The organism is Ramlibacter sp. WS9, from assembly GCF_003797765.1.
Lineage (GTDB): Bacteria > Pseudomonadota > Gammaproteobacteria > Burkholderiales > Burkholderiaceae_C > Ramlibacter.
Genome location: NZ_RKMB01000002.1, coordinates 111678 through 132279, shown reverse-complemented (window position 1 = coordinate 132279; position 20602 = coordinate 111678). Strand labels below are relative to the sequence as shown.

Sequence of the window (20602 nt, the reverse complement as noted above, 5' to 3'; positions counted from 1 at the left end):
GCATGCGAAATGAACAGCGCGTTCAGCGAGTACGTCTTATATGAACCCATTCTCCGAATCCTGACCGCGCAAGGCTACGAAGTAGAGTGTGAATATGAGTGCCCTGGTGTGGAGCACGCCGAAGTCGGTGACAAGAAGCGACTCGACTTCTTCGCGAGAAAACCTGGGAGTTCATTCGCGATGGAGGTGAAGTGGGCGAAGTCAGCGACCGCAAAGGTCAAGAACGACGTGGAGAAACTTCGGGCGTTTCTGAAAGACAAGCCCAAGTCACGTGCTTTTCTCTGCATTTTTGGACGTCGTTCCAATATCGAGCATATGACCCCGTTCTTGGGAAACCATCGCGAACGAGGTGCGATGATTTGCGCTGATTTCGGACGCACCAGGTTTGGGTGCAGAATCTTTCAACTTTGTGCAGAAGATGCTGATGAGGAATAGGAAGTCACTCAACTCGCGATGCCCAATGGCCTCCGCGGTTGCCGGACTCGTTCTCCTCCACCGTTCAACTCCGCCCCGAGGCAGCAGGACATGATTACTGATATCGAGTGCCGCTCAGAGATCGGTCCTAGCCTGGATCGGGCGAAGCTTAAGCCTTACTGGCAAGAGTACTTCGATTTTTCTCGGGAAGCGCCCGAGTTGCATGCTCTAACTCAAGCGGCTTTTCAAGCAGCTTTGGACGGTGTGCGGACTCAGGCCAGGCCCTTCTTGGACGCGCAACAGGCAATCTCGGAGATTCTTACCCGCTTCGGAGCCCAGCACAACTTCCACCGCCAGTTCAACGAGCGCTTTGACTCGAAGCCATCCCAGGTGCTCGGCATGCAACTGTATGAAGTCGTGACAGGTGACTCTGACTGGTGGGTATATCTGCCTACCCAGCATTCAGGCCATGCGTTTCCTCATGCGACCTATTTCATGCCGCGGGACGATGTGAGGTATGAATGTTTGGTGCGTAGTCATGCCATATAGCAGGTCTGCTCCACACGTTGCCCTTCGGTGCGTCGGCCTAGTCGCTAGAACTCGGTATCCGGATGGCTGATCTACGTTTCGCAGAAGCCTTCTCAAAATACGGCGCAAAGCTGAAGAACGTTCAGTGGTCGGTTTGCGCAGAGGCCCCAGATGGAAGTCTGGTTGTAAGTCTATGGGAGCACCACTTTTCTCTGCCGAAGGATGGGCGAGTACTTTGCCGTGATCGCTTCGACCGCTGGAAAGGTCCGGGCAACACTGAGTTCCGCGAAAGAGTCCAACGAGCATTCACTTCGCACCAGCAAGTACGACTTGTGATATCTCATTCAGACAAGCCTGACGAAGTTCAGGCGGGTACCAATGCGAGCACCGTGAGGAAATCGTTCAGCGTTCGGGAAGATTGGATAGGTCGGGTCTCCCGTATCGACGGTGAGGAGTACGAGTTTGAGTTCATCCGCCTGTCATGAGAGACGCCGTACAACCCCCGCACTATGAGGACGAAGCGACGCTTTTTTCACTTGCTTCAGAGTACTTCGAGGCGGCGAACATACTTGCGCGTACTCCCGCTACAAAGTCAAGGTAGACATCGTTGCCTACTACCTTCTGGGCCATTCCGCTGAGCTGCTGCTGAAGTGCTTCCTACACAAGCATGGCGTAGCAATCGCGGAACTGAAGAAGAAGTACTCTCACGATCTTGCCGGGCTTGTCGACACTGCCCGGAGCCACGGCCTTGAGGAGCGAGTTTCGCTTGAGCACGTTCGGATGCTTTCTAACGCTTACGGATCAAAGAGGTTCGAGTACCGAAAAAATGGGGCCGTCGCTTTTCCGTGCGTTGACGACCTACTCGCGGATGTGAAGTCTCTTCAAAGTCGGGTCTTTGATCATATTGCGGAGTACTGACGCGATGCATAGCTGTGTCAAGGGTGGCGCTGCGTCGCGCTGGCTAACGACAATATGTAGCTTTCGATAGCTAGGCCTGTACTGGCTATCCCGCGATGTTCGGGTGGCAGTAGCTAGCAAGAGCTGGAGGTCCGCTTCTGGCCGAAAGCGGACATGGTGCCCCTCTGTCCAGCGGACATTTGCGCAGGCTGCGGCCGATGGCGCGGCACAATTGCGCCGACGGAAACAAAAGAGGAGACACCATGGCACGACCATGGCTTGGAGGGCTGCTCGCGGTTGCGACACTCGGTCTGGCGCACGCGCAGCGGCCACCAGAGGCGGGTGGCGAGGGTGCGCAGCTCGAACCGGTGGAGGTCACCAGCCGGCGCGCGCTGCAGGACCGGTTCTTTGCACCAGGCTCGATGGTGGTGCTGGACCGAGGCGACATCGAACGCCTGGGCGCGTTCTCGGTCGCCGACGTGCTCAAGCAGTTGCCCGGAGTGGTGGTCAACACCGCGGCGGACGGCAGCGTCGAGATCCGCATGCGCGGCATGGAGCGCAGCGCGACGCAGTTGCTGGTGGACGGCCAGCGGCAGGCGAGTGGTCGCGGCCAACTGGCGCTGGACCAGCTACCTCCCGAGATGGTGGAACGCATCGAGGTCGTACGCTCGCCGTCGGCGGAGTTCTCAGGTGCCACCGGTGGCACGATCAACATCGTGCTACGGCAGGCCACCGTGAAGCGCGAGACGTCGGTCCGGGTGACGGACAACACCGTGTGGGGCCATCACCGCGGGCAGATCTTCTTTTCCCGCACCGGGCCGCTCACCGAGCGCGGGCCGGCCACGCCCGGCCAGCCCGCGGACGATCCGTGGGCCTACTTCCTGGCCGCTGCCAGCACCGGTGTGCTCCTCGGCTCGAACGGCCACAGCCGCGTCGTGGGGCCGCTGGGCACGACCGAAAGCGAGAGCGTCTCCCGCTACCGCCGCCAGGAATACTCGTTGACGCCACGGCTCACGGGCAAGCTGGCCCCAGGCGACCAGCTGACGCTGCGCGGGTTCTTCAGCCGCGCGACCTTCGGCGGCGCCGTCGACAGCGCCACCACGATAGACGGTAACCCGCCGGCCACATCAGCCACCCGGGACCACCAGCACCAGGTGCGCCACTTCGCCACGCTGGGCGCCGACTGGACGCACCGCTTCGAAAGCACCAAGCTGGAGACCACCCTGGCGGCGAACCGCCTGCGCGAAGACGTCGATCGCGCGGGCAGCGTGGTGGCCGGTCCAGCGATAGGCAGTACGTCCTTCTTCGGCGACCGGCGGCGCGAGGACGTCGCCAATTTCAAGACCAAGCTCTCCACCACCGGCTCGCCGCTGCTGCGCATGGGCGGTGCGGAAATAGAGCATCGCACCCTGGGCATCGATACCGACAGCAGCGCCACCGGCCCGTTCAGCGCCGAGGCCACACTGGACCGCCGCATTCTGTGGGCGCAGGACGAATGGGCGTGGGGCGAGCGCGGCACGATCACCGCCGGCCTGCGCGGCGAGTCCATCGTCATCACGACCCGCGGGCCGACGCTCGGCACGGTGCGGCGCCACATCCCGGTCGTTCAGCCTTCCGTGCACCTGCGCAGGCCCTGGGATGATCAATGGCAGTGGCGCGCGAACCTGGCGCGGACCACGCGCAACCCGCGCGTGTGGGACCTCGTGGATCGAACCACGCCCAGCAGCGGCCTGAATTCGCTCGTCAACCCGGACACCGCGGGCAACCCCGCGCTGCGCCCCGAAACGTCGTGGGCGCTGGACACCGGTGTCGAGCGACGTCTGGGCACGGACGGACAGGCCGGCGGCAACCTGTTCGTGCGGCGCGTCAGCGACGCGATCGGACCGCTGGTGACGCAGCAAGTGGGCGGCCGCTGGCTCGAACAGCGCAGCAACGTGGGCGACGCTACGGTGTGGGGCCTCGAGTTCGATGCGCGGACCCACCTGGGCGTGCTCGGCCTGCCGCGCGACTGGACGCTCAACACCAACTTGAGCCTGCTGAATTCGCGCATGACGAGCGGGCCGAACACCGGGCAGCGCATTCCCGGCCAGCCGCGCTACACGGCCAGCCTCAATGTCGCCAAGCCGATCCGCCGCACGGGCGGCCTGTTCGGCGGCTTCACGCTGAACGTGAACGGTGCGGCCGACCTCATGACCGCGCCGGGGCGCACCGGCCGTGATCGAGCGCGCACGACACTGGACGTGCATTTGGGCGGTGTGGTGGCGGGCCTCGGCTACTGGCGCATCGGCCTGCAGAACATCACGGACGCACCCTATCGCCGCATGCGGCGCTACGAGGATCCGGCGGCCGGGACGACCACCAGCCAGGGCGAGCTGTACCTGACCCCGCGGGCGTATCTAACGGTGGGAACACAGTTCTGAGGTCGAGTGCGGGCTCCCAGCCATTCAATACCCGTGATGATCCTGCGCCTCGATCCAAAGGACCGCGCACTCATACCCATACTCGATGGCTTCGGCGGCGCTGGACAGATGCCGCTTGGGCGCGTCGACCTTCACCTCGTCTTCGCTTTCCGATCCGCGCACATGGATGCTGACAGGCCACATCGCGAGGTTGGCTGCCGCCAATGTGCAGATCCGGATCCGATAGCCGCTGTGATGGCCAATCGCCTCGATGCGTTCTCCGCGCTCAGTCGTGTCGTACTTCATGGGCTTCCTTGACATCTGCATTGTCCACCCGTCGCCGCCATCCTGACTGCTGGAGAGGACGAGGATCCGGCGATCCTGAGATAAACGTAAAGTCGAGCTGGTGGACTACGCCCTTGTTCTTCTCGTCGGCCTGTTCGGCGGCACGCTTGGCGGCATCGTCGGCACGGGCTCGTCGATCGTGCTCATGCCGGTGCTCGTGGGTGCGTGGGGGCCGGTCGAAGCCGTGCCCGTGATGGCCATCGCTGCGTTCATGGGCAACTTCGGGCGTGTCGTCGCCTGGCGCAGGGAGGTCGACTGGCGCATCGCAGGCGCCTTCTGCCTCACGGCCTTGCCGGCGGCGGTGCTCGGCGTGCGCACGCTGCTGACGGTTCCGGCCTCGTGGGTGGAGGTTGCGCTCGGCTTCTTCTTCCTGGCGATGGTTCCGGCCCGCCGCTGGCTGAAGCACCGCGGCCTGCGCGTGTCGTGGGTGGGCGTGATGCTGATCGGCGCGCCTCTGGGGTTTCTCACCGGCATCGTCGTCTCGACGGGGCCGTTGAAGGTGCCGCTCTTCACAGCCTACGGATTGGAGCGCGGCGGCCTGCTCGGCACCGAGGCGCTGGCCTCGCTGGCCGTGTACGCCACGAAGCTCTTCACGTTCGCGAGCATGGACGCGCTGCCGGCCGCCGTGGTCTTGAAAGGCTTGATCGCGGGCGCCGCGCTGATGTGCGGCGCCTTTCTGGGCAAGCACGTCGTGCTGCGGCTTTCGCCGCACGCGTTCGGCGTGATCGTCGACGCCCTGATGGTGGTGTCAGGGCTCGTGCTGCTGGCCCTGGCGTATCAGGACTTGGCCTTCGTATCCGTCTTCGGTGCCGCTGCGGACTTGGCGGCCGCCTTGGCCTTCTCGTAAGACGCCTTCGCATCCTTCTTGCAGGTGGCGATGGCCGCGCCTTGCTGGTCTTCGCACTTTTCCTTGGCGACTTCGTACTCGCCTTCGGCCTTCATCTTGGTGACTTTCTCATCGGCCTTCGGGCCTGGGTTGTTCTTGGCGTCGAGCTCGGACTTGGCGATCTTTTCCTTGGCCTTCGCTTCAGCCTGGCACACGTCCTTCGCGTTGTCCTTCATGCCGTCGCAAGCCTTCTTGTCGGCCTTCGCCTGCGTTTCGATCTTGTCCTTTTCGGCCTTGTAGGCGTCGCGTGTCATGCCGTCCGCGGCGAAGGCGCTGGAGCCGAGCCCGAAGCCGATGGCAATCGCGAGGGAGATGAGGTGGTTTTTCATGGTGGAACCTTTCGAGTGAAGAGGATGTAGCTGCTTCATACCAACGCAAACACACCACCCCTCGTCGTCGGCGAGCGTCGGCAAGCGATGTCGGATTGAGATTACAGAACCCGCATCACGCCATCTGCAGCAGCCGCATCAGTTCGCTGAACTCTGCGGGCTTCACCAGGTAATGGTCGAACCCCGCCTCGTCGCCGCGCTGCTTGTCTTGCGTGCTGCCGTAACCGGTGAGCGCGATGAAAATCGCGGCGCAACCGTTGGGATGGGCGCGCAAATGCCCGGCGAGCGCATAGCCGTCCATGCCCGGCAACCCGATGTCGAGGATGAAAACGTCGCTGGGAGCGTCGCGCACCGCATCGAGCGCTTCCTCCGAGTCGTGCGCCACACGCACTTCATGCCCCTGGTTTTTCAGCAGCATCCCCAAGACGTCGGCCGCGTCCTTGTTGTCGTCCACGACCATGACACGCCGGGGTGGAGAGGTTGGGGCGGTGCCAGCGTGGTGGTGGACTGGGGACTCTGCCGGAGGCGAGGCTTTCAATAGAGGCAGCGTCACGGTGAATGCACTGCCCCGGCCGCGTCCTTCACTCTCAGCCGCCACACGGCCGCCATGCAGCTCGACCAGGCTCTTGACGAGCGCCAGCCCCAGGCCCAACCCGCCTTGCGAGCGGTCCGGTGTGCGCTCTCCCTGCGTGAACAGGTCGAATATATGAGGCAACAGCTGTGCCTCCAGGCCCATGCCGTTGTCGGCGACGCGCACTTCCACCTGCTTGCCGACGCTCATCGAAAGCGACAGCGAACCGTTCTGCGGCGTGTACTTCGCGGCGTTGTTCAGCAGGTTCGACATCACCTGGACCAGGCGGGTGCGGTCGCCCAGAACGTACACGTCGCCGGAGGCCATGCGCGTGGTCAACTGGTGTCCGCGGGCCTCGATCAACGGGCGCACCTGTTCGACGGCATTGCCCAGCACCGCCTTCACGTCAACCGGGGCGCGCTCCAGCTCCACCAACCCACGGGTGACGCGCGAGACATCGAGCAGGTCGTCCACCAGCGCCGTCATGTGCCGCACCTGGCGGCTGACGATGTCCGCCGAGTGTTCGACGGTCGCCCTGTCGGTCGGCACGGCTTTCAACAGCTGCGCGGCGGTGCTGATCGGCGCCAGCGGGTTGCGCAGCTCGTGCGCGAGCATCGCCAGGAAGTCGTCCTTGCGCCGGCTGTTGGCCACAAGCTCTTCCTGCGCCCGCTTCTGTTCGTGGATGTCCGTGCAGGTTCCCATCCACCGCACGATCGCACCTTTCTCGTTGCGCACGGGCAGCGCCCGCCCCAGTACCCACCGGTACTCGCCGGACCGGTGGCGCAGCCGGTATTCGATCTCGTACGTTGCTCCCGTCGCCAGGCTGTGCCGCCACATGCTCCAGGCGTGCGGCTGGTCTTCCGGATGGAACACGTCGTTCCAGCCTTCTCCATCGGTCGATCCCGGCGGCACGCCGGTGAAGTCGTACCACTGCTGGTTGTAGTAGTCGTGGTAGCCGCCCGGCAGCGTCGACCACACCATCTGCGGCATGGCGTCGGCAATGGTGCGAAACCGCGCCTCGCTCTCACGAAGCGCCTTCTCGGCGCGGGCCCGCTCCGTAGCGATGCGGGTGCGCTCGGCCACGTCGCGAATGAAACCGTGTTCCTCGTCGGTCCATTCGCGGGCGCTGGCGTGATTGACGAACAGCACCGCCACAAGACGCCCTTGCTCCAGCACCGGCACGTTGACGAAAGAGCGCGCGCTGCGTCCCTCCAGCGCGTTGGCTGCCGCTGCCGTTCGCTCGTCGAGGCGCACGTCGGCGATGCTGATGAATTCGCCCCGCTTCAGGCTGTCGATGAACGAGCCATAGTCGCGCAGGTGCAGCACGCCGGCCAGGGTGCCCACGCCGTCCGCCGTGAAGTCGCGCTCGACACGCAGGATCTCGGCCTCGGGGTCGATCGTTCCGTAGCCCACGCGGCTGACGGCCAGCGACCGCCCCAGGATCTCGGACGCCGCGTATTGCAGCTGCGCCCCGTCGTCGAGCGCGCGAAACCGCTCCGAGAGCTCGGTCAGGGTGCGGGCTCGCCGCTCCGCGTCCTGCAGCGGCGTCACATCGGTGTTGGTGCCGAACCATTGAACGACCTTGCCGGTTTCGTCCTTCAAAGGCGCGACCAGCGTGAAGAAGGGCCGGAACTCACCATTGCGCCCCAGGATCGGGAACGTCATCTGAAAGGGCTCGGTGGTGGCCAGGGAGTGCTGCCACTTCTGCAGCACCAGCGGCATCACCCGCTCATCCATCACGCTCTGCCAACCCCATCCGGCCATCTCTTCCAGCGTTCGGCCGGTGTACTCGAACCAGCGGTCGTTGCACCACTCCACTGCACCCTGCGCGTCCGAGATCCAGGCCATCTGGGGAATCGTGTTGGCCAGCTGCCGCAGGCGCATCTCGCTCGCACGCAGCTGCTGCTCGGCCAGCAGGCGCACGGTCACGTCCTCGTGAATCAACATCACTTCGATGACCCGCCCGTCGGCCGACTTGATGGGCCGCGCCGTGGCCTCCACCCAGCGCGCACGACCGGGCTTGCCCAGCTCGGCAGGATCGTAGTAGGCGATGGGCAGCCGCACCGACTCGCCCGCGAAGGCGCGCCGCAAGTGCGGCGTCACCCCTTTGGCTTCGAGCTGCGGGTCGGCCAGCATGTCGTATTCGGTGAGCACGAACTCCAGGAGCGGGTCGCCGTCCTGCGCGCCCCAGAGGTCTTTCCAGGCCTGGTTGACCTTCAACGTCCGGCCATCGACCGAGAGCAGCTGCACGCTGAACGGCGCCTGCTCGAAGAGGGTCTGGAATCGCTGTTCGGTGTCCAGCTCAACAGCAGCGGGAGCGGGGTTTTTCACAACCGCATTGTGCCAACAGTGGGTTGCAAAGTCGCTGCTGATCGGCGGGCCGTGGCGCAGGCTGGGGTCCGCCGCGTACCGGTCGAGCGACAATGCCCCCACCGAAAGGCCACCATGACACGCTTGCTGGGAACCATCACCGCCGAAGGCTATGCCTGCCGCATCCTCGAAGACGAGGACGGGCGGGTGCACTACATGGCCGACGCCGACATCGATGCGGACGGCGCCAACGGCCAGCACGGCGGCCTGGCGGCGTACAAGGTGGACGACACCGGCTCGGAGCTGCTGGCCAATGGCGGCATGAAGATCGTGGACGGCAAGGTCGTGTGCGCCAAGCCCTGGGCGCGCACCATCGTGATCCTGGGTGACGACAACCAGCCGCGTGTGTTCGCCGGCGGCGTCATCGCGTCGATGACCTGGTACCGCCATCCCGGCAAGGCCTATGACGACCCGGCGGCCTACGTGGATTCGGAGACCGTGCCCTACATCGTGGTGCCACCGCTGGTGGTGCAGCAGACCACGGGCGTGGTGCGCGGGTGCAAGGCCCGCGCGTCGTGGCGTGGCCGCAGCGTCGATTGTGTCGTGGCCGAGCGCGGCCCGGCACGCAAGATCGGCGAACTCAGCATTGCCGCCGCGCGGGCCTTGGGCCTGCCCGACAGCCCGCGCGACGGCGGCACGGAACAGCCCGAGGTGCTGTACGAGCTGTGGCCCGGCGCCGCCGCGCCGGGCTACGTGTTGCAGCCGGCCTGAAGACGCGGGCGATAATTCGCCCATGACGTCCCTGGTTCCGCTGATAGAAACATACCGCGGCGGCACGCTGGAGTGCATTCACTTCGGCGCTGTCGCCGTCACCGACACGCAAGGCCGCGTCGTCGCCCACGCCGGCGATGCGCACTGGCGCTCGTTCACCCGCTCCACGCTCAAGGCGCTGCAGGCCCTGCCGTTCGTTGAGGCCGACGGCCCCAAGCTCTTCGGCTTCTCGCGCGAGAACATCGCCATGATGTGCGCGAGCCACAGCGGCGAGCCCATGCACGTGGCGCAGGTCGACGCGATGCTGGACAAGGCCGGCCTCACGTACAAGACCTTGCAGTGCGGCTGCCACATGCCGTACTACGTCGAGAACGGCGTGGGGCCCGCGCCCGCCACCATCGATGAGCGCCACAACAACTGCAGCGGCAAGCACGCCGGCTTTCTGGCGCACTGCGTGCAGCAGGGCTGGCCCGTCGGCAACTACCTGGCGCCGGGGCATCCGCTGCAGCAGGCGATCCGGCGCAACGTTGCGCGCGTTGTGGGGCTTGCGGCTGAAGACCTGAAGATCGGGACGGACGGCTGCTCGGCGCCTAACTTCGCCATGCCGCTCGCGCACCTGGCGCGGGGCTACGCGCGGCTGGCCAGCGGCGTTGCCGACGGGGAATTCGGCGACAGCTTCGCGCAGTTGGCCGACGCCATGACGGCCCACCCGGATCTGGTGTCCGGCACCGCGCGGGCCGACCAGGCTTTCATGCGCGCGGGCCGTGGCGACTGGGTGGTCAAGGCCGGCGCGGACGGCATGCAGGCCTTTGCGAGCCGCAGCCGCAAGCAGGCTTTTGCGCTGAAGATTTCCGACGGCAACAAGATTGCGGTGATCTCGGCGACAGTGGCGGTGCTGGATCAGCTGGGCTGGCTCGATGCGCGTCAGCGCGAGGAACTGCGGCCGTGGCGCTCGGAGGCCATCGCGAATGCGCGGGGCACGCAGGTGGGGGAGCGCAAGGCGGCGTTCAAGCTCGTATTTGACTGAGCGCCGCAAAATCCGGCATCGCCGCGCTCGCATAACCCGCGCACGCCAGCGAGCCCAGCGCAATGCGCCCCTCGCGAATCTTCAGCCGCACGGCGCCGTGGCTGCGCTCGTACACATCCGGATGCGCAGACAAGAAAGCGTCCTGCTCGTGCCGCGGCTGCGCCGCCATGCCATCGACATAGTGGTGCCCATTGCGCTCCGCATGCGCAATGCCCAGCAGGTTGACCAGCGCCAAGTCCTGCTGCACCGACAGCCCGGCCTGCGTCGTCAGATCTTCCGCCGACATGAAGTAGCGCGGCTGCCCGGCTTCGCGATTCCACGCGGCGCAGCGCGCGGCGTTGAGGATGGACTTGTACAAGCCCTTGCAGGTCTTGGACGACACGCCGTCGTAGCCGCGCTCGCGCGCCTGCACGAAGGTGTCGAGCTCGCCGTCGGACTCGTCAATGATCACCGGCTTGCCGAAATCCGCTTCGCGCAAGTCCGCGTCCAGCGCCAGCTTGCGAGCGATCGGCTGTTCGATGAAGAGGATGGATTCCCACAGCCGCGCAAGCGCAGGCCGGGCCCGGATCGCATTCGCGAGCTGCGCGACGCCGTGCGCGTCCTCATATTGCTCATTGCCGTCGAGCGATGCGAAGTAGGGCAGCGCGCTGCGGTCCAGCACCGAGGCGATGGCCTCGAGCCGCGCCACGTCGGCATCGACTTGCCCGCTGACCTTGAGCTTGAAGTAGCGATGCCGGTAAGCCTGGATCACTTCCTCCAGCGTTTCCGGCAAGCCGTCGTTGATGCGGTGCGACAGGTCGCCGGCGGTCACGGCATCGAGCAGGCCGACGGTGTGGCGCGCCTCGATACCCGGCGCGGGCGCCAAGCCTGCGAGAAAGCCGTCCATCCCCAACCCCGCGAATTCGGCACGGCCCGCGCCGATGCCAGGCAGATTCACCGCCATCGCGGCGTAGAACGAAACACCTTGCGCGCGGCACAGCGCATCCAGCACCGCCCGGTCCACCAACGCCGGCCCATAACTCGCCAGCAGGGGGTTGAAGCCGCGTGCTGCCGAAGCCGACATGTGGCCGTCGTGATGACGCGCAAAGTGGCCGAACGCGCTGGCCGGCGAAGCGTCCGACAGATACGCCTTGCGCGCCAGTTGCAGCACGTCGCGCAGCTGATCGAAGTTGTCTTCGTTGGAAAGCTGCAGGTTCTTGTCGAACCACTTCGGCGCCATCATCTCCGCCGCCGCGCCCCATTCGCTGCGGCCGTCCGCGAACTCGATGCGCGCCCGCGCAAAAGCCTGCGGGCATTGCGTGAGCGTCACCACGCCGAAGCGAAAGGGCAGGCGCAACACCACAGGCCGTTCGTACAGCTCGATCTCACGAACGGCAAAGCGCGGCGCTTCGGTCATCCCCGTGCCAGCCCTTCCACGACGCCCTTCAGGTAGCCGATGGCCCGCGCCGCGCAGCCCGGGCCGTCCGGCACGTAGTCGAATGGTTCCACGGCGACGACACCGTTGTAGTGCCCCAGCGCCTGCATGTGCATCAGCGTGCGCAGGATGGGCGCGAACCGCATCTCGCCCTGGCCCGGCCCGCGGCGGTTCGGGTCGTTCACCTGCACATGTGCGATGTGGCCCGACGGCATCCATTGCGCCATCAGCGCGTCGACCGGCTGCGATTCGGCCTGGCCGGCGGCGCTGCAATCGATCATCGTCTTGAGGCCCGGCGAAGCGACCTGGTCGACGATGGCGGCGGCTTCCGCCACGGTGTTGATCAGGTTCGTCTCGCGGCGCGACAGCGGCTCGATGCAATAGACCACGCCGGTCTGGCTGGCCTCATTGCCCATCCGCGCGAAACACTCGGTGGCCAGGGCCAGCGCACGATCGCGCGCCATGCCCGGCGGAACGGACCGCTGCTTGGGCGAGCCGTGGACCAGGTAGTTGGCGCCCATGATCGCGCACAGCTCCACCAGGCGCGACATCACCATCAGCGTGCGCTGCCGCACGGCGTCGTCCTCGCTCACGATGGACAGGCCCGCCGGCGCCACCAGCAGCCAGTGCAGGCCGTAGATGGCCAGGCCGTAGTCCGCGGCGATGCGGGTGAACTCCGCGGCCTGCGCGTCCGACAGGTCCATCGGGTCGGCGGCCAGCGTGAAGGGCGCGACTTCGAGCCCGTCGTAGCCCAGCGCCGCCGCGATCTTGCACTGCTGCCCGAACGGCAGCGGATGCAGCACCTCGTTGCACAGTGCGAATTTCATGCTGACCTCACCGGCCCACCAGGCCCTTGAGCGATCCCCATGCCTTCGCGTTCGCGGCTTTGATGCCGCGATTGAACGAAGGCACGTACATCAACATGGTAAACACGGTGACGCCCGCGAGCAACGCGCAGATCGGCCGGGTGATGAACGGCGACAGGTCGCCATTGCTGAGCGTCAGGCCGCGGCGCAGGCTCTTGTCGAGGATGTCGCCCAGCACAATGCCCAGCACGAAAGGCGGGATCGGGTAGTTGAGCTTGCGCAGGATGAAGCCGCACACCCCGATGAACAGCATGATGTAGACGTCGAACAGCCGCGACGCGATGGCGAAGGAGCCGACGGTGCACAGCACCATGATCACCGGCATGATGATCGAGCGCGGGATGCGGATGATGGCCAGCAGCGGCTTGACGAGGAACAGCCCGAAGAACAGCATGCCCAGCGTGGCCAGCAGCGTCATCGCCACCACGTCGTAGACGAACTGCGGCTGGTTCACCATCAGCATCGGGCCGGGCTGCACGCCGTGGATGATCATCGCGGCCATCAGCACGGCCGAAGGCGCCGAGCCGGGGATCGCCAGCGCCAGCGCAGGGATGATGCCGCCGGGAATGGAGGCGTTGTCGCCGGTCTCGGCCGCCATCAGGCCTTCGATCGAGCCCTTGCCGAACATCTCTTTTTCCTTGCTCGCGCGCTTGGCCGCGGCGTACGACGACCAGGCCGCCATGTCTTCGCCCACACCCGGCAGGATGCCGATGTAGACGCCGATCACGCCCGAGCGCAGGATGGTGCGCCAGTACTGGATCACGTCCTTGATGCGCGGCAGCACCGAGTCGACGCTGTTGACGACGGCTTTGCGCACCGGCTCGGACAGCACGGTGAGGATTTCCGACAGGCCGAAAGCGCCGATCAGCGCGGGGATGAGCGACAGCCCGCCCGACAGCTCGCCGTAGCCGAAGGTGAAGCGGTCGTGCGCGTTGATCCCGTCCTGGCCGATCAGTGTGAGGAACAGGCCGGCGAAGCCCATCAACCAGCCCTTGAGCGGGTCGCTGCCCGCGATGGTGCCGGACATCATCACGCCGAACAACGCGAGCCAGAAGAACTCGAACGCGCCGAACGACAGCGCCACTTCGCCGAGCATCGGCGTCAGCAACGCGAGGCACAGGATGCCGAACAGTGAGCCCGCCACCGATCCGCAAGTCGCGATGCCCATGGCGCGGCCGGCCTGGCCTTTCAGCGCGAGCTGGTAGCCATCCAGGCAGGCTGCCGCGTTGGCGGCAGTGCCCGGAATGTTGAGCAGGATCGCGGTGCGGCTGCCGCCGTAGATCGCGCCGACGTACGCGCAGATGAGGATCAGGATGGCGTCGTTGGGCGGCATCTTGATCGTGAGCGTGGTGAGCAGCGCGATCGCCAGCGTGGCCGACAGGCCCGGCATGCAGCCCACCAGGATGCCCACCAGCGTGGCGCCCAGCGCATAGGTGAGCGGCCAGAAGGTGAAGAAGGTGCCCAGCGAACGGCCGAGCGCGTAGAGGCCTTCGAGCATGTTTGCTTTTTTAAGGGAGCCGCACCAGGAAGGCGTACTGGAACAGCAGGGAGATGGTGAGGCCGGCGCCCAACGCGACAGCCAGGGCGACCACGATGCCGCGGCCCACTTGTCCCGCAGCGCGGCGCTCTGGCAGTTGCAGCAAGAAGATGTGCAGGAAGAGGTAGGTGCTGGCCGCCACCCAGAACGGCAGGCCGTGGCCGACCAGCCCGGCCGCGAAGCCCAGGCACAGCACCAGCGCGAGGGCCGTGCGGCCCATCGTCGCGCGGCCGGGCTCCCCGCGTCCTTCAGGCGTGAGCGCGCCGCGGTGCAAAGAGCGGATCACGATCACCAGCGCCGTGAGCGTGATCAGCACGCCCAGGATGCCCGGCACCAGGCCGGGTGCGGCAAAGCCCGGCACGCCCTGATTGGCGAGCCGGTCCATGTTCCACGAGCCGATGCCAATGGCCGTGCCGATCACCACCCACACGCCGCCGGAGATGAGGTCGGAGCGGGGGGATGGGAGGTCTTGCGCTTCAGTGTCCATGGCGCTTATGGAGCGTCATTCCCGCGCAGGCGGGAATCCAAGGCGTCCGGAAGCTTTGGATCCCCGCCTTCGCGAGGATGACGAAAAAAGCGTGCCATTCATCAAGGACGCGGGATGCCGACCTTGTCCGGCGACACCTTGGCCTTGCCGGTGTCCTGCATCAGCCAGGCGTTGGCGGCGATAGCCGGCATGGCGGCCGCCATAGCCGCGTCGCCCGACACCGGTGCGAACAGGGCGCCGCGGCTGTTGGCGTACTTCTTGAGCGCTTCGTTGTTGGCGATGTTGCTGGCCCAGATCCGCTGCACCTCGGCCACCACTTCCGGCGGCACGCCCTTGGGGATGAAGATGCCGAAGTAGTTGGTCGGCACCTTGATGCCGGGCACGAACTGCGTGATGGGCGGGATGGTGCCGAAGCCTTCCAGCTCCAGCGGCTTGTCGCTCACGGCCGCGAGCGGGCGAATGCGCTTGCCGCGGATGAAGTCGGCCTGCTCCACCGCGAGTTGCGTCGTGAGATCGGTTTCGCCGGACACAGTGGCCACGGCCGCGGGGTTGCCGCCGTCGTAGGTGACATGGCGGTACTTCACGTCGGCCGCGCGCGAGATCAGCTCCATGGCGTTGTGCCCGCCGGAGGTGACGCCGGCCGTGGCCACCTTCACCTCGCCCGGTTTGGCCTTCATCTCCGCCAGCAGTTGCGGCATGGTCTGCCACGGCTTGCCGGCGTTGACGCCGACCACCGGCACGTTGGCCACGGTGAGGAACAGGTGCCACTGGGTGGCCGGCACGTCGAGCATGCCCAGCGTCTGGTAGGCGCCCAGGTCTTGTGCGGCGCCAGCGGCCCAGGTGTAGCCGTCCTTCGGTGCATCCCACACGCTCTTGGTGCCGATCGAGCCGGAGGCGCCCGGCTGGTTCACCACCACGATCTTCTGGCCGAGCACTTTCTCCAGCTCGGCGGCCGTGACGCGCGTCACCTGGTCCGTCGATCCGCCCGCGGCCCAGGGCACGACCAGGTTGATCGGCTTGTTGGGCTTCCATTGCTGGGCCATGACGGGTGCGCTCACGGCCAGCGCGGCGACGGCAAACGAAACGGCTTTGAGGAAGTAGCGCTTTTGCATGGGTGCCTCCGGTAATTCACTAACTGGTTAATTGAATGACTCTACGGATTGGTGGAAGGGCTGTCAACCCGGGATGCCCTAACTCAGCCACCGCTCCCGGTTCGCCGCAACGAACCCGTCATCCACGAGATGCGGATAGTCGCGCTGCACCCGCGTGAGCTCGTCGGCTTGCCCCGGACTCAATCCTTCGTTCGCATCCAGGCACCAAGTCCCTTGCAACAGACCCTGCCGGCGCAGCACTTCATGGCAGCCGGCGATGCAGCCATGGAAGTCGTGCGCCACGTCGAACAGCGCGGCATTGCAATCGGTGACCTGGGCGTCCAGCGCGAGCAGCTCGGGCGTGACGACGCCGGCAGCGACAGCGTGATGGATCCGTTCGAGCAACTCGACGGCGCGCTTCGTCCACACGCTCCAATGGCCGAGCAGGCCACCCTGGATGCGCACCGTCACCGCTTGGCCATCGCGCATGAAAGTGAACGGCGCCAGCAGGTCCAGCACGATGTGATCGTCGTTGCCCGTGTACAGCGTTACGCGCTCCTCCGCGCGCGCCGCCACCACCCCGCGGATCACGTCCAGCGTCCGATAGCGATTGAAGGGCGCCATCTTGATCGCGACCACGTTGTCGATTTCAGCGAAGCGCCGCCAGAAGCCGGCCGGCAAGTGGATGCCGCCCACCGCCGGCTGCAGGTAGAAGCCCACGAGCGGCATGACCTGCGCGACCGCCTCGCAGTGCGCAATCAACTCGTCCTCGCTCGCGCCCTTCATCGCGGCCAGGCTCAGCAAGCCGGCGTGATAGCCCAGGCCGCGGGCGATGCCCGCCTCGCGCACGGCTTGACCGGTGCGGCCCGCCAGGCCGGCGACCATGAACAGCGGGCGGCGTCCGCCCAGCGGCTCCCACTCACGTGCGGTTTGCATCGCGAGCTCCAGCACGGGCTGGTACAGACCGACATCGCGGATCGCGAACTGCGTGGAATGCACACCGACGGCCACACCACCGGCGCCGGCGTCGAGGTAGTAGCGCGTCATCGCACGCTGGCGGCGCTCATCGAGCTTCCGCCCGGCGTCCAGCGCCAGCAAGTGCGCAGGGATCACCGAGCCGCGGCGCAGCACGGCGAGCGAGTCGGCGGGAATATCGCTCCAATGCATCAGTCACTCTTTCGGGGTGGTCAATACTTGCCGTCTCTTGCTTCGTAGTGTGTGGGTTTGCCCAGGCTGTCGCCGCCGCGCCGCACCCAATCGGCCGTCCAGTCGAGCATGCGTTCCAGGCTCACTTGCGGCGGGCCGAACAGCTCGAACGCCTTCGTGCAATCGACCAGCCACGCCGTCGGCGCCGCCTGTCCCGTGAGCACAGGTTCGATGCCGAGCCGCTGGCCCAGGGCCGTGGCGACTTCGCGGATGCTGACTTTCGGTCCGCTGATGTTCAGCGGCGAGGTGGGCGTGTCGCAATGCGCCAGCGCGCGCAGCGACCACTCGTTGGCTTCGCCCTGCCAGATGATGTTGGCATGGCCCATCGCCAGGTCGATGGTCTCGCGGCGCAGCACTTTCTGCGCCACGTCGTGCAGCACGCCGTAGCGCATATCGATGGCATAAGAAAGGCGCAGCAAGCGGCCGGGCGTTTGATGCTCGTGCGAGAAGTGCTGAAACATGCGCTCGCGCGCGACGCACGAGTTGGCGTACTCGCCGGACGGCGCAGTGGGGGGCATGTCTTCAGTCGCTCCATTGCCGGCAGTGTCCACGAACGGATAGACGCATGCCGTCGAGAAGGCCACGATGCGTGACCGAGGGAACCGCTCCGCCACCAGTGCCGGCACATGCGCATTCATCGCCCACGTCAACCATTCGCTGCCCGTGCTGCCGAACTTGCGCCCGGCCATGTAGACGATGTTCGGTGCGTCCGGCAGCCGGGCCAACGCGTCGCGCGAGAGCAGGTCGGCTTCGATGCAGTCGACGCCGTGCTGCTCCAACTCTTCACGCAGTCCCCGCTGCGAGAACCGCGCGACGCCGATCACCCTGCGGCCGGGCGACGCGCGCTTGGCCATGCGCGCCAGCGTCGGCCCCATCTTGCCGCCCACCCCCAGCACCATGATGTCCCCGGGCGCGCGTTCCAGGTCGCGCACCAACGCATCGGAAGGTTGCGACATCACCTCTTCGAGATGAGCCACGTCGTCGAAACGCTGGGGCAGTTCCATCGCGGCGACTTTAACCATTTGGTGAAATCGGGGCAATGCGGGAACGCCCCACGTTCCGCCGCGAACTGCCACAATCCGCCCCATGAAAACCGTCAGCCTCATCGGCGCACCCACCGACGTCGGCGCCAGCGTCCGCGGCGCGGGCATGGGCCCGGACGCCCTGCGCGTGGCCGGGCTGTTCGAAGCGCTGCGCTCGGACACGCTCAACGTCATCGACCACGGCAACCTGGCCGGGCCGCCCACGCCGTGGACCGCGCCCAGCGGCGGCGTGCGGCACCTGGAAGAAGTGGTGGCGTGGAATCGCTCCGTGTTCGACCGCGTGGCGGCCGTGCTGGCCGCCGGGCAGGTGCCGCTGCTGATGGGCGGCGACCACTGCCTGGCGATCGGTTCGATCAGCGCCGTCGCGCGGCACTGCCGCTACACCAAAAAGCACCTGCGCGTGCTCTGGCTGGACGCGCACACCGACGTCAACAACGAAACCATTTCCCCTTCGGGCAACGTGCACGGCATGCCGGTGTCGTGCCTGCTGGGCCATGGCCCCAAGTCGCTGGTCGGCTGGAGCGGCGAGCCCGCCGCCATTGCGCCGCAGGACATCGACTTCATCGGCATCCGCAGCGTCGACGCCGAAGAGAAGAAGACGATCCGCAAGCTCGGCCTGCAGGTGTTCGACATGCGCCACATCGACGAGCACGGCATGCGCAACACCATGCTGGAGGCGCTGCACGACATCGACGACGACACGCACCTGCACGTGAGCTTCGACCTGGACTGCCTGGACCCGGCCGATGCGCCCGGCGTGGGCACCGGCGTGCGCGGCGGGCCGACCTACCGGGAACTGCAGCTGTGCATGGAGATGATCGCCGACACCGGCCGCATGGGCTCGCTCGACGTGGTCGAGATCAACCCGGCGCTCGACGTGCGCAACCGCACAGCGGAACTCGCGGTGGAGTTCGTGCAAAGCCTGTTCGGCGCGTCTACGCTGGCTCGCTGACGGCGTCCGGCGCCGGCGCGGCGCGCACGCATCAGCGGCCGCGCTCGTCGTCTTGCGCCTCGTCGTCGAGGTCGGCGTCGTCCGCGCCGTCATCCAGATCGGTGATCCCCAGCGCGTCGATGTCGGGCGCGTCGACCTCGCCGTCACGCAGGTTCACCACGCGGTCGGGCAGGATGTCGCCGCCCTCGCGGGCGTCACGGCCTGCTACGAAGCCACGCTCGCCCGTACCGTGCGAATCGCTGTCGGCATGGAGCTCGTCGGTGCCGAGCGCGTCGCTGCCCGAGTCGGAACTGTCGCTCGGGCCCAGCAGTTCGGCGTCGCGCCCGCTCGGGTGGATGGGCGCGACTTCGGCGCCCAGGATGCTGCTGTAGGCCATGTGCGTGTCCTTGCAAAGTTGAGACCGCAGTGAGTCTCCCGCCACGGCTGCGCTGGCCGCGTCGGAAGTGGCGGCGCCGCGCTGTGGGACGGCGGCTACATGGCCCGTTCGGCATTTCAAAACGTGCAAAAACACGCAGAATTGGGGGGCGGACTCTTTGTCTTGTCGACTTCATGGATGCCCAACGTGCCATCGTCATCGGTGCCTCTTCCGGCGGCGTCTCCGCGCTGATCGAAGTGGTTGCCGCGCTGCCCGCCAGCCTCGACGCGGTGGTGGGCGTGGTGCTGCACGTGGGCAACCAGCCGAGCATCCTGCCGGAGCTGCTCAACCGGCGCGCGCCGTTGGGCGCCCGGCACGCGAAAGACGGGGAGCCGCTGGAGCGCGGCATCATCTACGTCGCGCCGCCCGATCGCCACATGCTGTTCACCGAAGACACCGTGCGCCTTTCGCGCGGGCCGCGGGAGAACCACGCGCGGCCGGCGCTCGACCCGTTGTTCCGCTCGGCGGCCCTGGCCTGGGGCCCCCGCGCCGTCGGGGTGGTGCTGACGGGCGAACTCGACGACGGAACGGCAGGGCTGGCCGCCATCAAGGACTGCGGCGGCACGGCTCTGGTGCAGGATCCGGCAACGGCTCTCGCGCCCGGCATGCCGGCAAGCGCATTGGCCAACGTCGCGGTCGACGCCTGCCTGCCCCTGCCCGACATCGCACCCGCGCTGGCCGACCTGGCCGGCCGTACCCAATCCATGCCGCCGGTGCCGGCACCTGCGCGCCTGCAACAAGAGCACGCTGTTTTTGAAGGGAGAGAACCGGTAGAGAACCTCCAAACCCTTGGCAACCCGTCGGGCCTCACGTGTCCGGACTGCGGGGGCGGCCTTTGGGAGATAGACGACGCGCGGCCCTTGCGCTACCGCTGCCACACCGGCCATGCATTTACTTCTCGCTCGCTCGAGAGCGCACAGGTCGAGCAGGCCGCGCATTCGCTGTGGAGCAGCATGCGCTCGCTGCAGGAGCGCGAGATGCTGCTGCGCCGCCTGGCGGTCGTGGCGGAGCTCACCGGCGACCCGGCCCAGGCCGAGGCCGGACGGCGCCAGGCGGACAAGGTCAAGGCACAAGCCCAGCGGCTGGCGGAGCTCGGCGAGAAGAGTTGAGCGGC

The 20602-nt window shown here is 66.4% G+C and carries 19 protein-coding genes; 8 read left to right on the top strand and 11 right to left on the bottom strand.

The annotated features are described in order from the left end of the window. The first annotated feature begins 9 nt into the window (after nucleotides 1-9). The 3 genes from EEB15_RS03500 (at nucleotide 10) to EEB15_RS03490 (ending at nucleotide 4259) form a co-directional block, all read left to right on the top strand. The gene (locus EEB15_RS03500; RefSeq protein ID WP_141508152.1) at nucleotides 10-435 is read left to right on the top strand and encodes a hypothetical protein; all 426 of its coding nucleotides are present in this window, start codon (nucleotides 10-12) and stop codon (nucleotides 433-435) included. Between the two features lie 90 nt (nucleotides 436-525). Next, a complete protein-coding gene (locus EEB15_RS03495) occupies nucleotides 526-963 on the top strand; it encodes a hypothetical protein (protein WP_141508151.1) in 438 nt (145 codons plus the stop codon). 1139 nt (nucleotides 964-2102) lie between these two features. Further along, nucleotides 2103-4259, top strand: a complete 2157-nt coding sequence (locus EEB15_RS03490; protein WP_158289978.1) for a TonB-dependent siderophore receptor — start codon at nucleotides 2103-2105, stop codon at nucleotides 4257-4259. Between the two features lie 24 nt (nucleotides 4260-4283). Here the strand turns inward: EEB15_RS03490 and EEB15_RS03485 are convergent, their stop codons facing one another. Further along, a complete protein-coding gene (locus EEB15_RS03485) occupies nucleotides 4284-4544 on the bottom strand; it encodes a hypothetical protein (RefSeq protein WP_141508149.1) in 261 nt (86 codons plus the stop codon). A 100-nt stretch (nucleotides 4545-4644) separates the two neighbouring features. Here EEB15_RS03485 and EEB15_RS03480 point away from each other — a divergent pair, with 100 nt between their 5' ends. After that, nucleotides 4645-5430 (top strand): sulfite exporter TauE/SafE family protein, encoded by a 786-nt coding sequence (locus EEB15_RS03480; RefSeq protein WP_141508148.1) that lies wholly within the window; start codon nucleotides 4645-4647, stop codon nucleotides 5428-5430. On the opposite strand, the gene EEB15_RS03475 is transcribed toward EEB15_RS03480, so the two are convergent. Together EEB15_RS03475 and EEB15_RS33590 are read right to left on the bottom strand one after the other, a co-directional pair. Then, nucleotides 5361-5798, bottom strand: a complete 438-nt coding sequence (locus EEB15_RS03475) for a hypothetical protein (RefSeq protein ID WP_141508147.1) — start codon at nucleotides 5796-5798, stop codon at nucleotides 5361-5363. The two genes, EEB15_RS03480 and EEB15_RS03475, sit on opposite strands and share 70 nt — an antisense overlap. Before the next feature lie 115 nt (nucleotides 5799-5913). Further along, nucleotides 5914-8700: a PAS domain S-box protein gene (locus tag EEB15_RS33590; RefSeq protein ID WP_158289977.1), complete on the bottom strand. Its 2787-nt coding sequence runs from the start codon at nucleotides 8698-8700 to the stop codon at nucleotides 5914-5916. 114 nt (nucleotides 8701-8814) lie between these two features. Between EEB15_RS33590 and EEB15_RS03460 the strand changes: the two genes are divergently transcribed. After that, complete coding sequence (locus EEB15_RS03460; RefSeq protein WP_141508146.1) at nucleotides 8815-9450, top strand: glycoside hydrolase family 75 protein; 636 nt, start codon at nucleotides 8815-8817, stop codon at nucleotides 9448-9450. A gap of 22 nt (nucleotides 9451-9472) precedes the next feature. After that, complete coding sequence (locus tag EEB15_RS03455; RefSeq protein WP_141508145.1) at nucleotides 9473-10477, top strand: asparaginase; 1005 nt, start codon at nucleotides 9473-9475, stop codon at nucleotides 10475-10477. Here EEB15_RS03455 and EEB15_RS03450 read toward each other — a convergent pair. From EEB15_RS03450 to EEB15_RS03420, 7 genes are all read right to left on the bottom strand, one after another. Beyond that, complete coding sequence (locus EEB15_RS03450; protein ID WP_141508144.1) at nucleotides 10458-11873, bottom strand: mandelate racemase; 1416 nt, start codon at nucleotides 11871-11873, stop codon at nucleotides 10458-10460. The genes EEB15_RS03455 and EEB15_RS03450 overlap by 20 nt on opposite strands. Next, the gene (locus EEB15_RS03445) at nucleotides 11870-12718 is read right to left on the bottom strand and encodes a sugar phosphate isomerase/epimerase (protein WP_141508143.1); all 849 of its coding nucleotides are present in this window, start codon (nucleotides 12716-12718) and stop codon (nucleotides 11870-11872) included. Before EEB15_RS03445 ends, EEB15_RS03450 begins: the two co-directional genes overlap by 4 nt. Before the next feature lie 7 nt (nucleotides 12719-12725). After that, nucleotides 12726-14255 (bottom strand): tripartite tricarboxylate transporter permease, encoded by a 1530-nt coding sequence (locus EEB15_RS03440; protein WP_141508142.1) that lies wholly within the window; start codon nucleotides 14253-14255, stop codon nucleotides 12726-12728. Nucleotides 14256-14265: 10 nt separating this feature from the next. Next, nucleotides 14266-14781: a tripartite tricarboxylate transporter TctB family protein gene (locus tag EEB15_RS03435; RefSeq protein ID WP_141508141.1), complete on the bottom strand. Its 516-nt coding sequence runs from the start codon at nucleotides 14779-14781 to the stop codon at nucleotides 14266-14268. A gap of 101 nt (nucleotides 14782-14882) precedes the next feature. Continuing rightward, entirely contained in the window at nucleotides 14883-15893 is a 1011-nt protein-coding gene (locus EEB15_RS03430; RefSeq protein ID WP_141508140.1) for a tripartite tricarboxylate transporter substrate binding protein, read from the bottom strand. Nucleotides 15894-15971: 78 nt separating this feature from the next. Further along, nucleotides 15972-17039, bottom strand: a complete 1068-nt coding sequence (locus EEB15_RS03425; RefSeq protein ID WP_141508139.1) for a dihydrodipicolinate synthase family protein — start codon at nucleotides 17037-17039, stop codon at nucleotides 15972-15974. Between the two features lie 20 nt (nucleotides 17040-17059). Further along, on the bottom strand, nucleotides 17060-18100 hold the full coding sequence (locus tag EEB15_RS03420) for an NAD(P)-dependent oxidoreductase (protein ID WP_141508138.1): 1041 nt from the start codon (nucleotides 18098-18100) through the stop codon (nucleotides 17060-17062). 64 nt (nucleotides 18101-18164) lie between these two features. Between EEB15_RS03420 and rocF the strand changes: the two genes are divergently transcribed. After that, on the top strand, nucleotides 18165-19073 hold the full coding sequence (gene rocF / locus EEB15_RS03415) for an arginase (RefSeq protein WP_141508137.1): 909 nt from the start codon (nucleotides 18165-18167) through the stop codon (nucleotides 19071-19073). A 31-nt stretch (nucleotides 19074-19104) separates the two neighbouring features. Here the strand turns inward: rocF and EEB15_RS03410 are convergent, their stop codons facing one another. Continuing rightward, nucleotides 19105-19584 carry a hypothetical protein gene (locus tag EEB15_RS03410; RefSeq protein WP_233259339.1) on the bottom strand — a complete coding sequence of 160 codons (480 nt, stop codon included), beginning with the start codon at nucleotides 19582-19584 and terminating at the stop codon, nucleotides 19105-19107. A 38-nt stretch (nucleotides 19585-19622) separates the two neighbouring features. Here EEB15_RS03410 and EEB15_RS03405 point away from each other — a divergent pair, with 38 nt between their 5' ends. Then, nucleotides 19623-20597 (top strand): chemotaxis protein CheB, encoded by a 975-nt coding sequence (locus EEB15_RS03405; protein WP_141508135.1) that lies wholly within the window; start codon nucleotides 19623-19625, stop codon nucleotides 20595-20597. The last annotated feature ends 5 nt before the right edge of the window (nucleotides 20598-20602 follow it).

Excerpts from the sequence above, each read along its gene's own strand:
- rocF (WP_141508137.1), top strand. The coding sequence starts at position 18,165 with ATGAAAACCGTCAGCCTCATCGGCGCACCCACCGACGTCGGCGCCAGC.
- EEB15_RS03425 (WP_141508139.1), bottom strand. The coding sequence starts at position 17,039 with ATGCATTGGAGCGATATTCCCGCCGACTCGCTCGCCGTGCTGCGCCGC.
- EEB15_RS03435 (WP_141508141.1), bottom strand. The coding sequence starts at position 14,781 with ATGGACACTGAAGCGCAAGACCTCCCATCCCCCCGCTCCGACCTCATC.
- EEB15_RS03440 (WP_141508142.1), bottom strand. The coding sequence starts at position 14,255 with ATGCTCGAAGGCCTCTACGCGCTCGGCCGTTCGCTGGGCACCTTCTTC.
- EEB15_RS03455 (WP_141508145.1), top strand. The coding sequence starts at position 9,473 with ATGACGTCCCTGGTTCCGCTGATAGAAACATACCGCGGCGGCACGCTG.
- EEB15_RS03460 (WP_141508146.1), top strand. The coding sequence starts at position 8,815 with ATGACACGCTTGCTGGGAACCATCACCGCCGAAGGCTATGCCTGCCGC.
- EEB15_RS03430 (WP_141508140.1), bottom strand. The coding sequence starts at position 15,893 with ATGCAAAAGCGCTACTTCCTCAAAGCCGTTTCGTTTGCCGTCGCCGCG.
- EEB15_RS03485 (WP_141508149.1), bottom strand. The coding sequence starts at position 4,544 with ATGAAGTACGACACGACTGAGCGCGGAGAACGCATCGAGGCGATTGGC.
- EEB15_RS03450 (WP_141508144.1), bottom strand. The coding sequence starts at position 11,873 with ATGACCGAAGCGCCGCGCTTTGCCGTTCGTGAGATCGAGCTGTACGAA.
- EEB15_RS03490 (WP_158289978.1), top strand. The coding sequence starts at position 2,103 with ATGGCACGACCATGGCTTGGAGGGCTGCTCGCGGTTGCGACACTCGGT.
- EEB15_RS03475 (WP_141508147.1), bottom strand. The coding sequence starts at position 5,798 with ATGAAAAACCACCTCATCTCCCTCGCGATTGCCATCGGCTTCGGGCTC.
- EEB15_RS03445 (WP_141508143.1), bottom strand. The coding sequence starts at position 12,718 with ATGAAATTCGCACTGTGCAACGAGGTGCTGCATCCGCTGCCGTTCGGG.
- EEB15_RS03500 (WP_141508152.1), top strand. The coding sequence starts at position 10 with ATGAACAGCGCGTTCAGCGAGTACGTCTTATATGAACCCATTCTCCGA.
- EEB15_RS03405 (WP_141508135.1), top strand. The coding sequence starts at position 19,623 with ATGGATGCCCAACGTGCCATCGTCATCGGTGCCTCTTCCGGCGGCGTC.
- EEB15_RS03420 (WP_141508138.1), bottom strand. The coding sequence starts at position 18,100 with ATGGTTAAAGTCGCCGCGATGGAACTGCCCCAGCGTTTCGACGACGTG.
- EEB15_RS03495 (WP_141508151.1), top strand. The coding sequence starts at position 526 with ATGATTACTGATATCGAGTGCCGCTCAGAGATCGGTCCTAGCCTGGAT.